The sequence below is a fragment of the Streptomyces sp. ATLC9 genome, assembly GCF_057196705.1.
On the sequence record NZ_JBXUOY010000309.1, the window covers coordinates 1 to 5,785 of the forward strand.

A 5,785-nucleotide genomic window follows, 5' to 3' on the forward strand; every position below is an offset into this window, starting at 1 on the left:
GTGCCCCGCGCCCTCCACCACGGCCCGGGCCGCGCCCTGTGGCGGGCGGCCGTCAACCGCGTGTTGCGCGACCACGGCTGGCCCGAGGCCGCCGACCACGAGTTCCACCCTGCCCGCCGCCCCGGCCCCGACGGCTCCCTGCCCACCGCACCGGCCCCGCCGGACACCCCCGCCCACCGGCCCGACCCGTGGCGGTGGGCCACCGCACACGCCATCTCCCGCGCCGCCTGCCAGGGCACGGTGCACCGGGTGGTCTTCGACCGCGGCCGCATCACCCACCCCGACCACCCCGACGGCACCTGGCAGACCGCCGCCTGCCACCGCTCACCCCACCTGCGCGCGGTCAAGGACGCCCAGGACGCCGCCGGGCCCCTGCGGTACTTCACCCCCACCTGGTTCACCGACCACGAGGTCGAGACCGTCCCCTGGGAGGAGACGGCGATGCACTGGGGACCGGTCCCCGACCTGCACCCCGACCCCGACGACCGGTTCTGCCGGCGCCGGGCCGCCACCCGCCACGACGACGACCTGCACGAAGCGGTCTTCCCCCCGGTACAGACCCTGGTCCTCCACGACCCGCTGCGCCCGGACCTGACCGGCATCACCGCCGGCCGCGGCACCGGCCTGCCCGAGGGGGCCTGGTGGCAGGCCCCGGGTTCTCTGCACCTGACGGTGTGCCTGTCGGCATGGTGGCCGCTGGAGGTCGCCGCCCGCCCCTGGCACCACATCCAGTCACTGACCGCCCTGGACGTCCTGACCTGGGACCTGGAACGGTGTGCCCCCCCACCAGATGCTCCTGCTGGACTGGACCGACGACCCCGCCGCCCGCCTCCTGCCCCACCTGGGCCCCTGGGCGGAGGAGACCGGCGGCCCGCTGGCCCCGGTCCTCCTGCGCGCCGAGGTCACCGACCAGCCCGACGGCATCTGGCACATCACCGCCGAACTCGACCGCGCCCTCCCGGCCACGGGGCCCTGACCGGCCCACCGGCGGGCTGGCCGCAGGCAGGTCACTCTCCGCTGGTCAGGTGCGCAACCATCGTCTCCATTGCCCGGGCTGCGCGGATGCGCAGCGCCCGCGCGCTGTAGGCGTCGGGATCGGCGGTGATGCGGGCGTGGAGGACGACCGGGCCCTTGCGCGCCATGATCTCCGAAACCGGCCAGGAGTCTCGGGGAGCCTTCTGGCCCTGTGCGGTCTGGGAGGAGGTGGCCGACCAGGCCAGGATCTCGTCCACGCCGTCGACCCCGGCGTGGTCCATGCGGATGTCGTCGTAGCGCAGCGCGTCGCCGTAGTACCAGGTCCGGCACTGGTCCAAGGCGGCGCGCATGTCCGGGAGCTGGAGGCGGGCGGTGGACTGCCGCTTGTGTACGAGAACCATCGAATCCGCCTCGCCGATGATCGAACCCGATGGTCCCGAGCCGGGGACCTCCACGTTGCGGACCCATCCCACCAAATCGGGGGATGGGCCGGGGTCCTGCTGCCAGCGGCAGTTCTCATCGGGCCGACCCATCGATATCTCGCTCAGGTCGTACTCGTAGTTGCCGTTCCGTCGCTGGAAGTCCTTCCCCCACTGCCGCGGCGTGAGCGCCGTGCGCCGCGCGACCTGCTCGGCCTGCGCCGTGCCCACGGGCGGTTTCCAGCCCTCACCTCTGTCTCCGCGATCACTGTCGCTGCCGTTGCCGCACGCGGTGAGGAGCAGCAACGCACACGAGGCGCCCAGCACGGCAGCCCGTCGAAACATCAATCTTCCCCCGCTCGCTGATCTTCGGCATCCTGCCATATCAGGGGCCAACCCACCTGACTGCCTTCCCCCTGACCGCGCGGGGCGGCGCTGCGAGCCCAAGCGGTGACCGCTGGCGTCGGCCGCACCGGCAGCTGAGCGCTCCCCGTGGCTCCGTCACCGACCGGCCCGACGGCACCTTGCACATCGCCGCCGAACTCGACCGCACCCCGGTGACCGCACCCTGCCGCCCCGGGCCCGGCACAACCGCCCTGGGCAACACCGCTCCGCCTCCGCCGCGGCCCCACAAGGCCGCGCCCTGCGGGGCGGCCGGAGGAGGCACCGGCGCAGGGACGGCCCCGGTGATCAAAGGGCCGGGCCACGACGGCTGGTGAGGAGGGCTCAGTCGGGGATCAACTCGATGCACTTGGCCTGGAAGAACTCGGCCATGGGGACCTGGATGCCCAGGGCCCCATGGCAGGTCCCAGACGGTCTCATCGACGCCCCGCACGACCGCCGCGAAGGCCGACCGGCCCGCTCACCGGCTCCCGGCCCTCGCCTGCGGCCGGCTCCCGCAGGACCAACGTGGGCGCCGACTGTGCCTCCACCGGCCCGGCGGCGCGCTGGTGCTCCTCACACCCGCCGGCCCGGGGGTCCGAAGCCGGTGTCGGCCGGGCCCTGGTGCCTGCCATCATCGGGTGATGGCGGGTGAGACGGACCATGGTGCGCTGCGGCAGCTCCTCGAACACGCGCTCTCCGGGCTGGGGGACGCCAACACCCACAGAACGCTCCCCGGAGCCTGTGCGCGGCTGCGACTACCGCAACCGCCCGAGGAAGGGTCGAAGCGCGAGCGGGTGATGCACACCCTCAAGGCCCTGCCGGACGGGCGGCTGCCGGACGTGGCGCAGCGCGTGATCCGTGACGGACTGGTGGACCCCGCGGCCCGGAACACGATCCAGGACGCGCTGTGGGCCGCGCAGAACACCCCGCAGATACCCAGGAAAACCCGGCGCGAGATCGCCCGGGCCCTCGACCTCGCGGACCTCACCCGCCACCCGGGCCGGTTCATGGCCCTCCTGGACCGTCTGTGGGTCCTGGACGACGCCCCGCTGCTCGGCCTGCTGACCGGCACCCCCACGGGGCTGCGCGCCCGCATCGACCGGCACGTCCTGCGCAACCCGGGGGACTGGTCCACCGAAGAACTCCTCGAACAGCTCGGCGCCTTCGACGCCGGCGATGCGCGCTTCGCACGGTTCCTGGAGGGCCTGGTCAGCGCCGACACCATCCCCGACGAACCGGCACAGCGCCGCCTCACCGCCACCGTCAACCCCCACCTGCGCACCGCCGCGGCCGAGCTGCGCGAGATGGGCACCGACGGCGGCTACCCGGTCTTCGACCTCGTCTCCACCCGGACGGCCCGCAGCCGGCGGCCGAAGAACCTCGTCTTCGCCACGCTGACCAAGCCCGACATCCGCTTCCGCGACGCCGTCGACAACGACATCGAAGTCCTCGGCGACGCCGACGACGTCCTGGTCTACGACCGCCCCATCGGAGCCGACGGCCTGCGCTGGCGCGACCTGCAGGCCTGGTGGAGGGACCAGCGCAACCTCCCCGGCGACACCGAGGCCAAAAGATCGCTGTACGCGCGGCTGACCCGCTGCCTGCCCGACACCTCACCCCCGCAGCGGACCCTGTTCGACCTCTACCACGAGATCCACGGCCCCACCGTGTACGGCCTGCCGGCCCTCCTGCCCGAAGTGTGGCTGCACTGGGACCCCAAGACCGTCCGCGCCCGCGGCGCCCAGGCCCTGCTGAACTTCCGCATGGACTTCCTGCTCCTGCTGCCCCACGGACACCGCATCGTCCTCGAGGTCGACGGAATGCACCACTACACCACCCAGGGACGACCGGACAGCGCCAAGTACGCGGCCAACATGCGTGGCGACCGGGACCTCAAACTCGCCGGATACGAGGTGTTCCGCTTCGGCGCCCACGACCTCCGCGACCGCGACCGGGCCCGTGCCCTGCTCCAGCAGTTCTTCCACGACCTGTTCCGGCAGTTCGACGTCACCCCCCGCACCGACTGAACCCGCCCCGCGCCGAGGCACCCCCGGCACCCGGCTTCCCCCGTACCGGGTGACTCGTCCCGCACCGGCCCGTGGTCGGCCGCTGCTGTGGGCCCGGTGACAACGCTCCCGGCCGCCCGCCGTGCCCTGCCCGCCGATCCGTCCCTGATCAGCCTGGTCTACCGCCACGAACACCCCGTGGCAGCGCAGGAGTTCTCCGACACCCTGGAGATGTGGACGGTGACCGCGCGGATCGACGCCGACCTCCTGACCGAGGAGGCGGCCGCCACCGGTGCCGCGACCCAGGCCGACCTCGACGCCGTCCGCGACATCACCGTGGGCCGCATGGTGTTCGTACGGATCCGCATGTTCGGCCCCGGCCACCCCTGGGAGGCCATGGACGCCCACAGCGGCGATGTCGCCCGCATCGGCGAGAGCGTCCTGGACGCCGCCGAAGGGGAGTGGAGCGTGCGGTTCGAGAAGGCGCTGGCCCACCCGGTCGGTGATCTGCTGGTCATGGACCGCATGGTGCTGGAGCCAAACTGGCGCGGTTTCGGCCTGGGCCCGGCCCTGGCCGCCGCGGCGATCCGCCGCCTGTCGAACGACTGCGTCGCGGTGGTGTGCGAGCCCGGCTCGGCCGACGGCCGGGAGATGACCGAGACCGAACACGCCGCCGCCCGGCGGAAGCTGGCCGCCGTGTGGGCCCGCTGCGGCTTCGTGCCCTTCCACGACGGCATCCACCTCCTGGACTGCCACCTGCAGCGCCCCCAGGACCTCCTGGCCGAGAGGCTGGAGGAGTTCACCGCGCTGGGGACGGCGTGGCGCGACAGCACCGGGAACTGGTAGCCCCCTGGCGGAGACCGGCGGCAGCGCCCACCGTACCGGTGGGGGCGGCCGGCAGGAACGGGGGAGGGGGCCCGCGCCGCAACGGTCCCAGTGGTGTTGTCGGTGCGGTCCGCTACCGTGCCGGTCCGGGCGCACAGCGCCCACCCGCTCGTGAGGAAGGCCTGGCCGATGTCGATCTACCTCTCACCCGACACCCCCCGCTGGGCGCCGAAGACCGAAGCCGACCTGCGCGCCGCCCTGGAACAGGGCCTGATCAGCGAGTCGCACCACCTGGACGCCAAGGAGGCCCTCCCCTCCGGCAAGAGCTCCAACAAGGAACTCGCCCGGGACCTGGCCTCCTTCGCCGTCGACGGCGGCACCCTGCTGATCGGCGTCGCCGAGGACACCGAGCACCGCACCCTCACCCTCGCCCCCAGCCGCTGGCGGGCCTGGCCGAACGCGTGGAGAACATCGCCCGCACCCTGCCCGACCCGCCGCTGCCGGTACTCACCGACCCCATACCCTCCGAGACCGACCCCGCCCGCGGCTACCTCATCGTGCACATCCCGCCCAGCCCCGCCGCCCCCCACATGGTCGACGGCCGCTACTTCGGCCGCGGCGACAAGACCAAGCCCCCCCCTGGCCGACGCCGACGTCGTCCGCCTGCACCAGCGGCGCCGCACCGCCGAAGACGACGCCCTGACCCTGCTGCGCGAGGAGATCGGCCGCGACCCCCTGGCCGGGGCGGGCGAGCAGTCGCACCTGTTCCTCCTGGCCCAGCCAGCCGCCGGGCGGCGCGACATGCTGCTGGATCTGACCAGCGGTCCCGACTGGAACACCCGCCTGTGGCACTTCATCCAGAACGCCTCCACACCCGAGCTGGAGACCCTGCTGCGCGACGTGCAGGTCGCCCCCGGCCTCACCCACGCCACCAACGGGCACCGCCGTACCTGCGGCGTGGCCAAGGCCAGCCCCGCCCTGGGAGAAGGCCGCATCTACAACGCCCCACGCGACGGCCACGACCCAGACGTCATCGAGGTCCAGATCTTCGAGGACGGCGGCCTGTGAGGGGCCCCGAAGATCCCGGACAGGGACCCAATAGGGTTGTCCTGTAAGGAATCGAGGGAAGAATCAAGTGACACGTTCGAGTCCGTACTCGCCGGAGTTCCGTGAAGA

The 5,785-nt window shown here is 72.9% G+C and carries 4 protein-coding genes and 1 pseudogene; 4 read left to right on the forward strand and 1 reads right to left on the reverse strand.

All coding sequences use genetic code 11. The features are described from left to right. Window positions 1–1,086, forward strand: a pseudogene (locus AC2CJA_RS23250) (hypothetical protein); the annotation flags it as partial. Here AC2CJA_RS23250 and AC2CJA_RS23255 read toward each other — a convergent pair. Continuing rightward, on the reverse strand, window positions 1,008–1,739 hold the full coding sequence (locus tag AC2CJA_RS23255; protein ID WP_484604637.1) for a hypothetical protein: 732 nt from the start codon (window positions 1,737–1,739) through the stop codon (window positions 1,008–1,010). The pseudogene AC2CJA_RS23250 and the gene AC2CJA_RS23255 sit on opposite strands and share 79 nt — an antisense overlap. 680 nt (window positions 1,740–2,419) lie before the next feature. Here AC2CJA_RS23255 and AC2CJA_RS23260 point away from each other — a divergent pair. The 3 genes from AC2CJA_RS23260 to AC2CJA_RS23270 all read left to right on the forward strand — a co-directional run bounded on the left by AC2CJA_RS23260 (window position 2,420) and on the right by AC2CJA_RS23270 (window position 5,677). Beyond that, window positions 2,420–3,805 carry an AbiJ-related protein gene (locus tag AC2CJA_RS23260; RefSeq protein WP_484604638.1) on the forward strand — a complete coding sequence of 462 codons (1,386 nt, stop codon included), beginning with the start codon at window positions 2,420–2,422 and terminating at the stop codon, window positions 3,803–3,805. Window positions 3,806–3,901: 96 nt separating this feature from the next. Next, a complete protein-coding gene (locus AC2CJA_RS23265; RefSeq protein WP_484604639.1) occupies window positions 3,902–4,630 on the forward strand; it encodes a hypothetical protein in 729 nt (242 codons plus the stop codon). Window positions 4,631–4,798: 168 nt separating this feature from the next. Then, window positions 4,799–5,677 carry an AlbA family DNA-binding domain-containing protein gene (locus tag AC2CJA_RS23270; protein ID WP_484604640.1) on the forward strand — a complete coding sequence of 293 codons (879 nt, stop codon included), beginning with the start codon at window positions 4,799–4,801 and terminating at the stop codon, window positions 5,675–5,677. Window positions 5,678–5,785 lie beyond the last annotated feature (108 nt).

Coding starts and splice junctions, on each gene's coding strand:
- AC2CJA_RS23255 (WP_484604637.1), bottom strand. CDS start 1,739: ATGTTTCGACGGGCTGCCGTGCTGGGCGCCTCGTGTGCGTTGCTGCTC.
- AC2CJA_RS23260 (WP_484604638.1), top strand. CDS start 2,420: ATGGCGGGTGAGACGGACCATGGTGCGCTGCGGCAGCTCCTCGAACAC.
- AC2CJA_RS23270 (WP_484604640.1), top strand. CDS start 4,799: ATGTCGATCTACCTCTCACCCGACACCCCCCGCTGGGCGCCGAAGACC.